General features: G+C 51.6%; 16 protein-coding genes. 3 read left to right on the forward strand and 13 right to left on the reverse strand.

Features of this window, described 5'->3' with window-relative positions:
* Positions 1 to 2: 2 nt before the first annotated feature.
* The 13 genes from AC3WQT_RS27680 to AC3WQT_RS27740 form a co-directional block, all read right to left on the reverse strand.
* Entirely contained in the window at positions 3 to 695 is a 693-nt protein-coding gene (locus AC3WQT_RS27680) for a response regulator transcription factor (protein ID WP_162043428.1), read from the reverse strand.
* A gap of 240 nt (positions 696 to 935) precedes the next feature.
* Positions 936 to 1,199 carry a cell division topological specificity factor MinE gene (gene minE / locus AC3WQT_RS27685; RefSeq protein ID WP_186955666.1) on the reverse strand — a complete coding sequence of 88 codons (264 nt, stop codon included), beginning with the start codon at positions 1,197 to 1,199 and terminating at the stop codon, positions 936 to 938.
* Between the two features lies 1 nt (position 1,200).
* On the reverse strand, positions 1,201 to 2,016 hold the full coding sequence (gene minD, locus AC3WQT_RS27690) for a septum site-determining protein MinD (RefSeq protein ID WP_492709062.1): 816 nt from the start codon (positions 2,014 to 2,016) through the stop codon (positions 1,201 to 1,203).
* Positions 2,017 to 2,085: 69 nt separating this feature from the next.
* A complete protein-coding gene (gene minC, locus AC3WQT_RS27695) occupies positions 2,086 to 2,877 on the reverse strand; it encodes a septum site-determining protein MinC (protein ID WP_492709064.1) in 792 nt (263 codons plus the stop codon).
* A 379-nt stretch (positions 2,878 to 3,256) separates the two neighbouring features.
* A complete protein-coding gene (locus AC3WQT_RS27700; RefSeq protein WP_492709066.1) occupies positions 3,257 to 4,027 on the reverse strand; it encodes an ABC transporter ATP-binding protein in 771 nt (256 codons plus the stop codon).
* A gap of 1 nt (position 4,028) precedes the next feature.
* Positions 4,029 to 4,868 (reverse strand): ABC transporter permease, encoded by an 840-nt coding sequence (locus AC3WQT_RS27705; RefSeq protein ID WP_492709068.1) that lies wholly within the window; start codon positions 4,866 to 4,868, stop codon positions 4,029 to 4,031.
* Positions 4,869 to 4,890: 22 nt separating this feature from the next.
* Positions 4,891 to 5,877 (reverse strand): aliphatic sulfonate ABC transporter substrate-binding protein, encoded by a 987-nt coding sequence (locus AC3WQT_RS27710; protein WP_492709070.1) that lies wholly within the window; start codon positions 5,875 to 5,877, stop codon positions 4,891 to 4,893.
* 11 nt (positions 5,878 to 5,888) lie between these two features.
* Positions 5,889 to 7,277, reverse strand: a complete 1,389-nt coding sequence (locus AC3WQT_RS27715; protein ID WP_492709072.1) for an LLM class flavin-dependent oxidoreductase — start codon at positions 7,275 to 7,277, stop codon at positions 5,889 to 5,891.
* A gap of 10 nt (positions 7,278 to 7,287) precedes the next feature.
* Complete coding sequence (locus tag AC3WQT_RS27720; RefSeq protein ID WP_492709074.1) at positions 7,288 to 8,118, reverse strand: MetQ/NlpA family ABC transporter substrate-binding protein; 831 nt, start codon at positions 8,116 to 8,118, stop codon at positions 7,288 to 7,290.
* A 27-nt stretch (positions 8,119 to 8,145) separates the two neighbouring features.
* Positions 8,146 to 8,808, reverse strand: a complete 663-nt coding sequence (locus AC3WQT_RS27725; protein WP_492709076.1) for a methionine ABC transporter permease — start codon at positions 8,806 to 8,808, stop codon at positions 8,146 to 8,148.
* Positions 8,801 to 9,583: a methionine ABC transporter ATP-binding protein gene (locus AC3WQT_RS27730; protein ID WP_492709139.1), complete on the reverse strand. Its 783-nt coding sequence runs from the start codon at positions 9,581 to 9,583 to the stop codon at positions 8,801 to 8,803. The genes AC3WQT_RS27725 and AC3WQT_RS27730 overlap by 8 nt, the downstream gene beginning before the upstream one ends.
* A 27-nt stretch (positions 9,584 to 9,610) precedes the next feature.
* Complete coding sequence (locus tag AC3WQT_RS27735) at positions 9,611 to 10,822, reverse strand: acyl-CoA dehydrogenase family protein (RefSeq protein WP_492709078.1); 1,212 nt, start codon at positions 10,820 to 10,822, stop codon at positions 9,611 to 9,613.
* A gap of 259 nt (positions 10,823 to 11,081) precedes the next feature.
* A complete protein-coding gene (locus AC3WQT_RS27740) occupies positions 11,082 to 11,984 on the reverse strand; it encodes a LysR family transcriptional regulator (RefSeq protein ID WP_492709080.1) in 903 nt (300 codons plus the stop codon).
* 119 nt (positions 11,985 to 12,103) lie between these two features.
* On the opposite strand from AC3WQT_RS27740, the gene AC3WQT_RS27745 reads away from it, so the two are divergent.
* The 3 genes from AC3WQT_RS27745 (at position 12,104) to AC3WQT_RS27755 (ending at position 14,782) form a co-directional block, all read left to right on the forward strand.
* Positions 12,104 to 13,036 (forward strand): DMT family transporter, encoded by a 933-nt coding sequence (locus AC3WQT_RS27745; protein WP_492709082.1) that lies wholly within the window; start codon positions 12,104 to 12,106, stop codon positions 13,034 to 13,036.
* 151 nt (positions 13,037 to 13,187) lie between these two features.
* Positions 13,188 to 13,670 (forward strand): cyclic nucleotide-binding domain-containing protein, encoded by a 483-nt coding sequence (locus AC3WQT_RS27750; RefSeq protein ID WP_492709084.1) that lies wholly within the window; start codon positions 13,188 to 13,190, stop codon positions 13,668 to 13,670.
* On the forward strand, positions 13,667 to 14,782 hold the full coding sequence (locus tag AC3WQT_RS27755) for an AI-2E family transporter (RefSeq protein ID WP_492709086.1): 1,116 nt from the start codon (positions 13,667 to 13,669) through the stop codon (positions 14,780 to 14,782). Before AC3WQT_RS27750 ends, AC3WQT_RS27755 begins: the two co-directional genes overlap by 4 nt.
* Positions 14,783 to 14,795: the final 13 nt, after the last annotated feature.

The following is a 14,795-nucleotide window of genomic DNA, read 5'->3' on the forward strand; positions in this document are numbered from 1 at the left end:
ATTTATTCTGGTGTCATCTGTTCCAGGCGGTAACCGTAACTATAGACGGGTGCCAGGCGGTAGCCGTTTTCCGGTCGCAATTCCAGCTTGCTGCGTACACGAGAAATATGCGTATCCATGGTACGCGAAGGGATGTCCACGTCACGTGACCACACTGCTTCCAGTATGTAGGCGCGCGATAGCGGGCGACCGAGGTTGCGGAACAACAGCAGGGCCAGATCAAACTCTTTCTGCGTCATTTCCACAGGCACATCATTGACACTGACGCGGCCAGCACGGGTCTCAAACTTGTAGATGCCAAATTGCAAATGTTCAGATGCCGCCTGGGTAGGGTAGGCACGGCGCAACAAGGCCTGTACGCGCGCCACCATTTCACTGCGGCGTATCGGTTTGATCATGTAATCATCGGCACCTGCTGCCAGGCCAGCCACGATATCGTCTTCACCAGAGCGGCTGGTCATGAACAGAACCGGCAGTGTAGGCGAGAGCTTTTCGCGTACCCAGTGCAAGATCTCGGTGCCGCTCAGGTCTGGCACTTGCCAGTCGAGTATCAGCATGTCGTAACTCTCCCTGCGCAATTGATGCAGCATCTCTTTCCCGCTAAGGAAAGGGTGAGTCGTATGACCGGCTGCATTCAATATGGTGCAGACCAATTCGAGCAAGTTATTGTCGTCGTCAAGTACAGCGATTCTCATGGGATGTTACCGTTGATGTTCGGCAAATAAAGTGGAATATCTTCCATTATATCGAAAGCAAGTGAAAAAATAAGTAATTGTGAAAAAATGTGAATAAAACACAAATTACTTCTTGTTACAAACTTCCGGTAATGGAAAGCGACAATTGCTGATTTTGTTGATCTTTTAATAAACTCCCTGTCTATATCGCCTGCATCCGCAAGACCATGCAGTCTCTATCCCTACTATATTGGTATAGACCTAACTACGTAACTCAAGTTCCGGTAAAACAACATTCACGTCCAGCACTTCCAGATTACCCTGTTTATCCAGGGACACTTTAATGTCTTCCGGATTGACCTTGGTGTATTTGGAAATCACGGCGATCAGTTCTTCACGCAATGCCGGCAAGAAATCATAACCATCACGGCCCGTGCGCTCGCGTGCAATGATGATTTGCAGGCGTTCCTTCGCCATATTGGCGGTTTTGGGTTTGGTATTAAATAAAAATGAAAGCAGAGCCATATTATTTGCCTCCGAAAATGCGTTGCAGCAGCCCCGGTTTTTCGTAAGTGATGAAACGCAAGGGAACTTCTGTGCCCAGGAAGCGTGAAACTACGTCTTCATAAGCGTCCGACACATCACTACCCTTCATATGAATAGCCGGATTACCCTGATTGGAAGCATGTAATACTGCTTCCGATTCAGGAATAACACCAATCAGCGGGATGCGCAAGATTTCCTGTACGTCCGTATGGGATAACATTTCGCCCGCTTCCACCCGTTTTGGTGAATAGCGGGTGATCAGCAGATGTTCCTTGACCGGTTCACCACCTGCCTGGGCACGCTTGGACTTGGCCTGGATGATGCCGAGGATACGGTCAGAATCCCTGACGGATGAGACTTCAGGGTTGGTCACGACGATGGCTTCATCGGCAAAAGTCAGTGCCATGACGGCACCGCGCTCTATACCGGCGGGCGAATCGCAGACAATGAATTCAAAATCCATCTTGATCAGGTCATTCAGTACGCGTTCCACGCCTTCTTCAGTCAGGGCGTCTTTATCGCGGGTTTGTGATGCTGGCAAAATATACAAATTATCGCAGTGCTTGTCCTTGATCAGGGCCTGGTTCAGTGTTGCTTCACCACTGATGACATTTACCAGGTCATACACGACACGGCGCTCGCAGCCCATGATGAGGTCAAGATTACGCAAACCCACGTCAAAATCCAGCACGGCTGTTTTATGCCCACGCATGGCCAGGCCAGAAGAAAAACTGGCACTGGAAGTGGTCTTGCCTACGCCGCCTTTACCGGATGTCACAACGATGATTCTTGCCACAAATAACTCCTTTTATCTATCCGAGGATACTGAAAATTGAGGCTGCTAATCTCCAGTACAAGCTGCAGATTAGCCTGCTGATTTCACTGATGATACTTCAATACTGTCACCATTCAGTTTAACTTGAACTGCATGGTGAGGCTGTAACGGTGGGAAACCGTTCTCAAAGGTACGGTAAATCCCGGCGATGGAAACCAGTTCAGGTTCCATGGTCAGGGCAAAAATCCTTGCTTGGGTGTTACCTGTCGCTCCGGCCAGGGCGCGGCCACGCAAAGGCGCGTAAATATGGATGCTGCCATCGGCAATCACTTCAGCCCCGTTATTTACCGAGGCAGTAATGATCAGGTCGGCCCCGCGTGCATAAATACGCTGGCCGGCTCGCACTGGCGTATCAATCACCATGGCAGGCATATTGCGGATGATGACTTGTGGCTCAACTGCAACGGGTGCCGGGGCAGGCGCAATTTCTACCGGTGCCGGAGCTGCTTGTTCAATTGGCGTTTCAACCGGAGGCTCAATCTTAAGTTCAGGCTCAGCCCTGGGTTTGCTGACCACATCTATGCTCAAACCATGTAAACGTATGGTGGCATGGTCTTCTTCACGCGCATGGCGCACGGCTACCGGGTTCAGGCCATGCGATTTGAACAGCGGGATCAGTGCATTCCAATCCAGTGTCTGTTCAGTAATGGCTTCCACATCAATGACGGCAAATTCGTCATCAAAAAAATCAGGTGAACCCGCAGTCATTTCCTTCAATGCTGCTTCCAGTACAGGAAAAGCAGAGTCATGCAGCAAAATTGCAACAGCAACAACAGTAGAAATCTTGATCTCGATGGGCTTGCGCGTCAGGCTGTTTTGCATGGCATCCAAAAAAAATAGTGGTAAATCTGCTTAAAACCTGTTTCCGATCTTAAGCGCGAGCGTGATCGGGGCTCATGTGCTGCTCAAAATGCTCATGTACTAGAGTACATTCCGCTTTTTGCGCTGCGTTTATATTACCCCGACCCCGCTGACGCACGCTCGCTACAGATCGTAAACAGGTCTTATTGCCCAAATACTTGCATGAGAGGAATAATTACATCCTCTTATGTCAGAATTATATCCATGTGCCAATTGCGGCAAGCATGAAAAGGACTAATCCTACCAATAGGCGGGCAGGATTGCAAAATTATGCACTTTTTATTTTGCAAAGCTACTAAACGAAGCTATAAAAATTAAGGATGACTACACGTAAATCCGCTTAAAAAGCATGTGCCTCATGCAAGCTCTCCAGTATATCGGCCTTCATTATCGATAAAGTTGCTTGCGCCCTGCTGCGTGGCCTTTCCTGCAATACAGTAAATTCCTGTCGTATGCTCGCTGCATGTTGATCTGCATGTTGCCCTCTATGTTGCTCCATTAGTACGACACGGTCACTCAAATACAGGGCTTCATCAATATCATGGCTGACCAGAATGATGGTCAACCCATGCTCGCTGGCGATATTGATTAGCAAATCCTGCAACTTCATGCGGGTGAAGGCATCCACCGCAGAAAAAGGCTCATCCAGTAACAGGATTTTTGGGCTGGAGAATAAGCCACGCGCAATTGCTACGCGTTGTGCCTGGCCACCAGATAATTGCTTGGGCAGAGCATTTTCATAGCCATGCATGCCGACTTCAGCCAAGAGTCTGGCAATTTTGGGCTGATCACGACTGGCATCATCACTGTCGAAAGCAATATTCTGTGCCACCGTCAGCCAGGGAAATAAGCGGGGCTCCTGGAAGATAAAACCTATATTGCGGCTGACACCCTGCAGTTTGTTGCCCTGCAGGCTGATTTGTCCTTCAAAATTGCGATCCAGCCCGGCAATGATGGATAGCAGGGTACTCTTGCCGCAACCGCTGGCACCGATCAGACTGAGGATTTCACCTTGTTGCACGCTCAGTTGCAGGTTCTTGAGTATCTGACGTGTGCCATATAACTTCCTGGCGACTTCGATTTGTAAAAACGGTGGTGAAAAAGCGCTCATCTCAAGCCCCGCTGCCATGCTGGTAAGTATCCCGCCAGGCCAGTAAATGCGTTTCCAGCTTTTGCATGAGCCAGTCGCTGCTCTTGCCGAGTAGCGCGAGTATGGCAATCGCCGCCAGGACGATATCGGCACGGCTGGTTTCGCGGCCATCGGTCAGAAGATACCCCAGGCCCTGGCTGGCAGCAATCAATTCAGCCGCTACCATGAACATCCAGGCCAGGCTGAGGCCATTGCGCAGACCGGTGATAATGGCCGGCAAGGCGGCGGGCAAAAGTATGCGCCTGATCATGGCGGCGGTGGACAAGTGATACAGCTTGCCCACTTCTATGAGACGCCGGTCCACCCCGCGTATGCCGGATACCACACCCATATATACAGGGAAGAAAGCACCAATGGCAATCAGCACAAGCTTGGGCGCCTCATCTATGCCCAGCCATAGCAAGAGCAAAGGCACCCAGGCCAGTGAAGGTATCGCACGTAGGGCCTGGAAACTGGGGTCCAGTATTGCTTCCAAGCGGGTACTCAGACCAACCAGCGAACCGGTCACAATAGCCAGGCTCGCCCCTGTAATAAAGCCAGCAGCCACCCTGGCGCTACTGATGCCTATGTGTGTCAGCAAGCCTTGCTGCGCCAGGTGAGCAATGGTATTGAAAATCTCACTGGGAGCAGGCAAATGATTGGCAGCGATCCAGCCACGACTGACACTGACTTCAGCCAGCAGGATCAAGGCGAAGGGCAGTATCAGGCCCAACAAGAAACGCGGCATGGCAGGGCGCTGCCTGCTGGTGATGACAGTCTTGGCAGGCGTGTCTGCAATAATGGTGGCGCTGGTGGATGGCATGATACTGGTTCGCTAGTCTGGATTACACCGTGATCAGCTTCTGGGCAAAGCGGGTATCAACAAGATCGCGTATGGTACGGCTCAGGTCAACGCCCGCTTTCACCAGACCTTCATCCTGCAGAATAGGCGCGGCGACCTGCAAGGCCTGTATATGCTCATTCGATGGCAAGGCATTGCTGAAGTCACTGCGCAATTTAATTTGCAACAAGGCCACTGGCAAACTGACCTTGGCTTCTTCCGACAAAATTTTTGCTGCTTCAGTCGGGTTAGTGCGTATCCATGCCCTGGCTTTTTCATAGGCCCGCAACACACGTGTCACTTCCGGGCCACGGTTATTGAGAAATTCTTCACGTACATTCAAAAAGCCATAAGTATTGAAAGCGACGTTGCGATAAATCAGGCGCGAGTTGGCCTCAAGTTCACTGGCTGCCATATGCGGATCAAGGCCTGCCCAGGCATCTACCTTGCCCTGTTCCAGTGCGGCGCGGCCATCTGCATGTTGCAGACTCACATGTTCAATGTCTGAACGTTTCAGACCCGCAGTTTTCAAGGCACGCAGCAAAAACAGATAAGGATCAGTGCCCTTGGTCGCCGCGACTTTCTTGCCTTTCAGATCGGCCAAAGTGTGTATCGCAGTATCCTTGCGCACCACCAGTGCCGTCCATTCCGGGCGTGAAAAAATATACGGTGTCTTGATAGGGTTGCCATTGGCCTTGGCCAGCAAGGCGGCCAGGCCAGCAGTGGAACCTATGTCCAGGCTATTTGCATTCAGGTATTCCAGTGCGCGGTTACTGCCCGCACTGAGCACCCATTTGATATTCGTACCGTCTGCCTTGAATTCTTCTTCGAGCCAGCCAAAGCGGCGCAATACCAGACTGGTCGGTGAGTAGTAGGCATAGTCCAGCCGCAATTCCTTGAGGGCGGATGCGGCATGGGCAACTGATGGCAAGCTGGTGATACCTGCTGTTGCGGCGACAGTAGTCAGTTGTAGAAAATGGCGGCGTTTCATGACATTCCTTCTTAAGCGGCGTCAGCCAGTGTGTTGTGAATATGTGTATTCCTGCCTATGTGGTTGTCTGGCAGTCGTGAGCCGCGCTGGAATAATTGCTGGCGCAAAGTGCCATCGCTATAACTGGTTTTATAACGTCCACGCGTTTGTAATTCCGGTACGATGAAATTCACCACATCCCTGATGGTTTCATGCGCGAGAGCGAAGGTCAGGTTGAAGCCATCGATACCGGTTTCATCCAGCCATGCTTCCAGTTGATCAGCCACTTCCCTTGCATCGCCAACAAGCACAGGGCCACGGCCACCGAGGGCGATAAATTCTGCGGCTTCGCGCACTGTCCATTTTTTTCCTGGGTCAGCAGAACTGAATGAGGCCAGCGCGGAGCGGCCTGCTTCAGATTCTATGTAATCGATAGTTGCATCCAGCGGCAACTTCGAGAAATCGACACCTGTCCAGCCAGACAATAAAGCCAGTGAAGCATCAATGTCGATGTACTGCCGATATTCCTGGTATTTGGCTTTTGCAGCCTCGCTGCTTTCTGCCGTAATGATCAATGCCTGTGCATAGATATACACATCTCCAGCTTCGCGCCCGGCAGTTTTCAATGCCGCGCGGGTGTCATCGACATAGCGCTTGACCACTTGTTTGCTGGGGCCGCTGACAAAAGTGCATTCTGCATGCTGCGCCGCAAAGGCAGTGCCGCGTGCGGAATTACCTGCCTGGAATAACAGAGGTGTTCTTTGCGGTGAAGGCTCGGACAAATGTATGCCGGGCACGCTGTAATATTTCCCATGATGATTAATGGCATGCACAAGCGCCGGGTCGGTATAAATACCACGCTCCTTATCGCGCACCACAGCCTGATCATCCCAGCTTTTTTCCCATAACTTATAAACCACTTCCATGTACTCATCAGCGAGGTCATAGCGTTCATCATGGCTCAGTTGTTTTTGCAGGCCCAGGTTGCGCGCTGCGCTATCCAGGTAACCGGTCACGATATTCCAGCCTATGCGTCCTTGTGTCAGATGATCCAGCGTAGAGATGCGTCGCGCAAAGGTATAAGGGTGTTCATAAGTCAGTGCGCAAGTCACACCAAAACCAAGGTGCGTGGTGACGCTGGCCATCAGTGGCACCAGTGCCAGCGGATCATTCAGCGGCACTTGTATCGCATGGCGCAATGCGGCATCTGTATCACCCGCATATACGTCATACACCCCCAGCACATCTGCCAGGAATATGGCATCAAAAAAGCCTTCTTCCAGCAGTCGTGCCAGCTCTGTCCAGTGATTTGCACTGGTGTAGCGATGGCTGTTATCTTTGGAATGACGCCACATGCCGGGCGACTGATGCCCGACCGTGTTCATCTGGAATGCATTGAAGCGGATAAGCTTTTTGCTCATAAAAATATTTTTACTTGGCTGCGACTTCAAGGGCCTGCTGATAATCAGGCTTGGAGAAACCGGCGAAATGCTTATTCGTCACTTCCAGGAATTCTTTTGAGCGGTAAGCTGCTTCCAGGTCTTTTACCCAGGGTTTGCTCTTGTCATCAGTGCGTATGGCAACCAGGTTTTGATAATTGGCCGAGATTTTTTCACGCGCCAGTGCCTCATTGAGTTTCAGTCCAGATGCCAGTGCGAAATTGCCATTCACGAAAGAGAAATCTGTATCTTCGAGAGAGCGTGGCAGTTGTGCTGCTTCCAGCGGTATCAGTTTGATTTTCTTGAGGTTGTCCGCCACATCTTTTTCAGATGCACGGATAGGGTCAATATTTGCTTTCAGCTTGATCCAGCCCAGTTGATCCAGCAAGACCAGCGCCCGCGCCTGGTTGGTTGGGTCATTTGGCAAGGCGACTGTCGTTCCCTCTTTGACTTCGCTCAGGGACTTATGCTTCTTGCTGTAGATCGCAATCGGTGCAGTCGGTACCTTGATCAATTCTGACAGTGCCAGTTTATTGTCTGTCGAGAATTTCTTGAGGTAGATAATGTGCTGGAAGGCATTCGCATCCAGCGAGCCTTCTGCCAGTGCAAAATTGGGCTGGATGTAGTCATTGAATTCAACCACCTTGACCTTGTAGCCCTGTTTTTCCAATATGGGTTTGATACCCAGTTTGACTTGGTCAGCATAGGGGCCAGCACTGGTGCCTATCACCAGTTCTTTGGGGTCTTTGGCAAATGCCGAGCCAGTCAACGTAGTGGCGAGGGCAAGAGTGAGTGTAGCTAGCAGGAATGGGCGACGATACATGATGATGTCCTTTTGAAAATTAAAGAGTTAGCGTTTATCGATATGGCGGGCAATGCGGTTGCCCGTGAACTGTATGATCTGTACCAGTGCTATCAGCAGGGCACCCGTGATGAACATGACGTCGGTCTGGAAGCGGTAGTAGCCATAACGTATTGCCAGGTCACCTATACCACCGCCACCAACCACGCCAGCAACAGCGGAGTAAGATAGGAAACTGATCGCCAGTACTGTCAAGGCCAGCACCAGGCCACTGCGCGCTTCCACCAGCAAGACACGAAGAATGATTTGCAATTCAGATGCACCCATGGCATGTGCAGCTTCAATCACGCCGCGCGGTACTTCACGAAAACTTTGCTCTACCAGGCGGGCGAAATAGGGGATTGCTGCAATCGACAAAGGTACGGCAGCCGCCAGTGGCCCTATCGAAGTACCGACTATAAAGCGTGTGAACGGCACCAGCGCCACCAGCAAAATGATGAAGGGGAATGAGCGTATGGTATTCACCAGCCAGCCCAGGAAAACCGCCAATGGAAGGTTTTGCAGCGACTGACCGTCGCCCACCAGGAAAAGCAAAACACCCAGCGGGCCACCTATCAACACCGCAGCACTCAGGCCTATGGCCAGCATGGTGAAAGTCTGTAATGCGGCTGTACCCAACTCAGGCAATAATGAAATCAGGTTTTCAAACATGGCTTAATTCCTTCCACTGTGCATTGCTGCCGTTCTCCTGTCCATGAAAAGCCAGCTCACGGCCCAGTGCCGTCTTGCGCAAGATGCCCGTATCAGCCAATGAAAAACTCTCGGCAATTTCACCATCTTCTATGACGGCTACCTTACTGCAGATAGTGCTGAGCACCGATAACTCATGGCTGACGATGACGATAGTGACGCCCAGGCGCTGATTGATATCACGCAGGGTATCCAGCACTTCACGTGTGGTTTCTGCATCCAGTGCCGAGGTCGGTTCATCGCACAAGACCACATTGGGTTTGCTGGCCAGCGCACGGGCAATTGCCACGCGCTGTTTTTGTCCGCCAGACAATTGGGCTGGATAACTGTCTGACTTATTGGAAAGACCAACGATGTCCAGGCATTCAGCAACACGCGCGGCGATTTCATGCCTGCTTTGTTTCGTGTGTATTCTCAATGGGAAGGCGACATTTTCAAATACGCTGGCGTTTTGCAGCAGATTGAATTGCTGGAAAATCATGCCTATGTTTTGTCTGGCGACGCGCAGTTCTTTTTTACCCAGCTTGGTCAGTTCCTGCCCGGCGACCGTGACTGTGCCGCTGTCCGGACGTTCGAGCAAATTGATCAGACGTAGCAATGTCGACTTACCAGCGCCGCTCTTGCCTATCAGACCAAAGATATCGCCCTGTTCAATGTCGAGGCTGACAGATTTGACGGCATGAAAAGTCTTGCCACCCGGCAGAGGAAAAGCCTTGCTGACAGACTGTATTTGCATAATAGGAGTGCTCACGTTTATTACCGATCAAGAATATGCAGTAGGTTCAGGAAGGCTGCCATTCAACACATAGCGGCCCAGGTCGCGCAATTTGTAATCGATAGGATCATGCAGGGTATGTACCCTGACATTGCGCCAGAACCTGTCATAGCCATAACGTGCCGAAGTGGAGCGGGCACCCGTTAGTTCAAACATTTGTGAGCTGACTTCTATGCCTGCACGGTGCGCAAGGCATTTTGCCTCTGCCACGGCAATCGCCAGTTCACCCCGGGTTTCTGCTGCGACCAGCGGCCCCTGGCGAAAAGCTTTTTCCAGGCTGGCTGCTGCCTGGTCTGCCAGGGCAACTGCCGGGCGCAATAGCAACCAGAGTTCGCCATAGCGATGTTGTATGAAAGGGTCGTCCGTGGCTTTCTCCACGCCTGAAGCAAACCATGCCCTGGCGTGTTCTTGCGTGTACTGGCGGGCAGCATCAAAGGCACCCAGGCCTATGCCCAGATACAAATTCGTCATGATGAGCTGGGCAACTTGCGAGCGCAGTGTTGCCTGCGCAGTGGGTAGTGTTGCTGGCGCTTGCAACACCAGATCGGCAGGCAGGAAGACATTTTCAAAATGCACATTGCCACTGTCCGTCTGTTTTTGACCAAAGGCATCCCAGTCGGCTTGTACCGAGATACCTTTTTGCGTTGTTGGTATTGCGGCGATCAGGGCACTTTGAGTCTGTTCATCCCAGGCAGAGATCGTCAGCCATTCTGCACCCACAGAGCCAGAAGAAAAACTCTTGATGCCATTCAGGATATAACCGCCATCCGTCCTTGTTGCCGTGGTGCGTTTGTCCAGAGGGTTAAGGGCATTACCCCAGAAAAGTCTTTGTTCTACCGTCGCTGCCAGCAAGCGGCGCTGTTGCTGTGCATTGCCATACAACTGTATGCCAGCGAGTTGCAAATGATGGAAAGCGAAGACATGGGCAAGCGCGCTGTCTGCTTTGGCCAGCAGGCGTATCACCTGGAAAACCAGTGACCAGTCCGCACCCTGGCCACCAAATTCAACCGGGATGGAGAGTGTCAATAAGCCAGAGGCGCGTATCCATTCGCGCTCTTGCTGTGCATGTCCGCCTGCGCGGTCACGTGCTACGGCGGTGCTGGCCAGTTGATCAGCCAAAGCACTGGCGATAGCCAGAGCGTCTTCTTGCTGATCTGAGGAGGAAGTAGGTATAACGCGACTGTGCAGGGAAAAGGGCATAGTAAACCTGATATTTCCAGGACTTACGCAAATCCGCCCCAGCTGCGTTGCAGCTCCTAGCCGTGCTAAAGCACTGTCTTCGTCGCTGACGCCTTGCTGGGACAATTTTGCGTAAGTCCTGATTAAAAAACGCAATTTGGAAAATCAGTATTACATTGCTCCTTATGCGCGTACACGAACAAATCCAGCTTACCTTATACGTTATTGACCTATGAAGAAAATCAAGATTGGATAGTTGAAATGTGCATGATGACTTTGCTTATGATGCCGATGAGTTTTGTGCCTGTAGTAAATAATCGATGAAGACCCTGATCTTCAAGGCCAGATGTTTACCGGGTGTGTAAACAGCATAGATATTGCCTGTATAAGGTGCGCAAAATTCCCAATCAGGTAAAACAATTTCCACCTGTTTCGCGGCGATGGCAGCGCGCGCAGTAAAGTCCGGGACCAGGCCTATGCCACCACCAGCCAGGGTGGCCGCGAGTATGGCAGAACTATTATTGATGGTCAGCCGCGCCGGGATTTGCACATTGCAATGCTGCTTGCCCTTTTGCATGGTCCAGTGATCACCAAAGCTGCCATAGCCCAGATAGATACAACGATGTGCAGTTAACTCATCAGGCTCTGCGGGATAGCCAGACTGTTGCAGATAATCTGGGGTAGCCACCAGTACATAGCGCATCTTGCCCAGTGGCCGGGCCGCAAGTCCAGGTGCCAGGTCGCGCGAAATGCGTATCGCCAGATCCACGCCTTCATCAATGAGGTCCAGGGTGTTGTCTATCAGCGAGAGGCGCACAGACACATCGGGATAGGCATCCAGAAAGCCAGGCAGCAAGGGTGCCAGCCAGACTTCACCAAATACCACAGGGGCAGTCACACGTATCACGCCGCTGGGATGCTGGCTGTAAGTACCTGCCAGCGCATGGGTTTCACGTGCTGCCTGCAAGATACGCATGCTGCCTGTCAGCACCTCCTGCCCGAGTTCGGTCAGGGCAAATGAACGCGTGGTTCTTTGCATTAATCTGCCACCCATATGCGCTTCCAGCCTGGTGATATGGCGGCTGATGGCCGAGGTATTCACACCCAATTGTCGGGCAGCCGCCGAAAAACTGCCGTTTTCCACGACCTGGGCAAAGATCGCCATTTCATTGAGCATTTCCATCGTACATATCCTTTTACTTTTGCCCACTAGGCAATAATTATTTGTATTTTATGCGTATTGTTGAAGAGTGTCAGCCTGTCGATAATGGAGGCAACTTAAATCAGAAGCAGGCGAATACGATGAATAGCAGCACTTCGGGTAACTCCGGCAAATGGCAAATGGTGGTGGCAATGAGCTTGTCAGGCACCATAGGCATGTTCGTGTTGGCCAGCGGCCAGCCAGCAATGACTGTGGTTTTATTGCGCTGCCTGATCGGCGGCCTCAGCCTGCTGGCCTTGCTGTACTGGCAAGGCGGCTGGCAAAACCTGAATGCTAACCAAGTGAAGTGGCTATTGTTGGGAGCCGCAGCCCTCATCATCAACTGGCTATGCCTGTTTTCTGCATACAGGCTCAGCAGTATTTCGATTGCCACGGTGGTCTATCACGTGCAACCTTTCTTCTTGCTGATCTTGCTGGCCATGACGCAAAGAGATGGGCAGATTTGGCGCAAGCTGCCTTTCCTGTTGCTGGCTTTTGCTGGCGTGGTATTTAGCTCGGGCCTGGATATCCAGCATGATTTCCTGCGCAGTGCTGACGGACATTTTAGTCATGCCCTGGCAGGTGCCGGGCTGGCGCTGCTGGCCGCATTGTTGTACGCCTTCGCCACGCTGGCGACGCGCAAGTTGCAAGGCATAGCCCCGGCGCAGATCGCTGGTTTGCAATTGCAGACGGGGGCCTTGGTATTGGCACCGATGGCAGATTTATCAGGCTGGAGCTGGAGCTGGCAAAGCTGGGGCAGTTTATTGCTGCTGGGTTTTGTCCATACCGGCTTGATGTACAAACTCATGTACGATGCTTTTCAAAAGCTGCCAGCAACGAGTATTGCTACGCTGTCCTTTATTTACCCCTTGGTGGCTCTGCTGGTCGATGTGCTATTTTTTGCAACTATCCTGAGTACTTGGCAATTGCTGGGCATGTTCATGATCTTGCTGGCTGTACTCGGCAATCAGCGCGGTTGGCAGCTTGCTATTCCAAAGCGTGCAGTAAATGCGGAGGCAGGCAACGGAAAATAAATGTGAGGGTGCTTTTGCAGGATTTGTGGTGATAATATCTACGTTTTCATTGTGCCGTATGGATACGATGCATGAGATTTTCATGGGCAAGTGTCGTCCGGTACAGCATAATTGTAGATCGCTCTGTTACCAATAATAAAAAAGGATACACATGACACTCACCTGGATAAGACAACCGCCCAATTCTTATCGCCTGCAGCGCTTGTCAGGTATGTCCCTGTTCGCCACCCTGAGTCCGCGTGAGCTAAAGATTATCGATGGCATGCTGCACAACAGGCATTATCTGGCCAATGAAATCATCTTTGATGAAGGTGAGGAGGGGCAAGCCTTATACATCATCCTGTCCGGTATGGTCAGTATTAACCGCAGACGTGAGCATGGCGATGAAATGATTGCTGAACTGGGCGCAGGAAATTTTTTTGGTGACGTGGCCTTGCTTGATAATTCTCCCCGTAGTGCCCAGGTCAAGGCAATAGAAAATTGTGAGGTGGCGGTATTCTTCCGCGCCGACTTCAGCTCTTTGTTGGAAACCAATGCTGTCATCGGTTACAAAATTTCGCTGGAACTGGCACGCCTGAACAGCCGTCGCCTGCGCGATTCCCTGGATGCCAATTCGCGTAGTGAGGCCTTGTGAATCAGCGTCAATCCGGCCCCATAGTCTGGCTGTGCGTATTATTTTCCACTTGCCTGCTACTGTTCTTGCTGCCCAGGATATTGTGGCTGCTGGTTCCCTTTCTGTTCGCGATGATACTGTATTACATCCTCGTGCCTGCAGTTGCGCGTTTGAGTTTGCTGGGGTTGCCGCGTGAGCTGGCCGCGACGCTGGTGGGCGGCCTCTTCTTTATTTTACTGGCTCTGGTGCTGGCCTATGCAATCAATAAAATTACCCTGCGTGCAGGCTCGCTGCAAGAGATGCTGGCGCATTATGTGGATGGCGGCGTACGTTTCGTGCGCAATAGCATGCAAGCGATGGAAGAAAATTTTCCCATCTTGCACAAGGCCCATGCCAGTGAATCGGTGAATGCCTGGATGGCCAGCAATACTGACAATTTTGCCCAGCAATATGTGGCAAACATCCTGGTGTCCATGGCAGGGGTATTGCCGGCGGTATTTCTGACCCCTTTCCTGACTTTCTTTTTCTTGCGTGATGGCCGCAAGTTCAAGCAATTTCTGGCGAACGCGGTACCAAATGCATTTTTTGAAGAAACCCTGTTCCTCATGCATGAAGTTGACCAGACTGCCCGTCGCTACTTTCAGGGGCTGTTGAAACTGACACTGATAGACACTCTCATTCTCGCTCTCGGCCTGTGGTCCATAGGTATCTCGGCACCGTTCACGCTGGCACTGATATCTGCCATGCTGGCGTGGGTGCCTTTTGTTGGCTCTGTGCTGGGTTGCATCATGGTAGTGCTGGTGGCCGCCACTGATGCGCCTGATACTCCCTTGCTGGCCTATGGTGCCATCACGGTGTTTATCACCGTGCGCTTGCTGGATGATTTCATCTTCATGCCGCTGACTTTGGGACGCAGCCTGCACATGCATCCACTGATTTCTGTGCTGATGATTTTTGTAGGTGGAGAACTGGCCGGAGTACCAGGCCTGATGCTGGTGTTGCCTATACTGGGTATCGCCATGGTGGTGGGCGAGACGCTGGGACGCGTGATTACCAATCCCCGCTTGCGGGCGCGGCATCGCCATGCCAAGGCTCTGCGTGAACGACAGGTAAGTGTGGACTTGATAGGTTAAAAAAACAAAAGGG

The organism is Undibacterium sp. FW305-107 (assembly GCF_058788535.1).